1 pseudogene is annotated in these 388 nt (G+C 67.3%); it reads left to right on the top strand.

Annotated features, from left to right (window positions below):
* Positions 1–388, top strand: a pseudogene (locus tag ODJ79_RS46820) (hypothetical protein); the annotation flags it as partial.

Raw genomic sequence — 388 nt, forward strand, 5'->3', positions numbered from 1 at the left:
CGGCCGAAACGCCGCCGGTGGGCTTCAACACTGGTGGTACGACGACGGTTGGAAGTCGTCCAACCTGGGCGGCTCCATCGAGGGCACCCCGGCCGCCTACTTCGCCGATGGCCAGAACCACGTCTATGTGCGGAGTCCGGGCGGTGCGTTGTGGCATTTCTGGTACGACACCAGCTGGCATTCGGCCAGCCTGGGCGGTTCGATCACCGGCACTCCAACGGCCTATTACGCCGCTGGTCAGCACCACGTCTACGCGCGGGGCAGCGACGGCGCGTTGTGGCACTGGTGGTACGCCGACGGCTGGCACTCCACCAGCCTGGGCGGTTCCATCACGGACAGCCCGACCGCGTACTACGCCGCTGGTCAGCACCACGTCTACGTGCGGAGC

The sequence above is a fragment of the Actinoplanes sp. KI2 genome, from assembly GCF_025630775.1.
Taxonomy (GTDB): domain Bacteria; phylum Actinomycetota; class Actinomycetes; order Mycobacteriales; family Micromonosporaceae; genus Actinoplanes.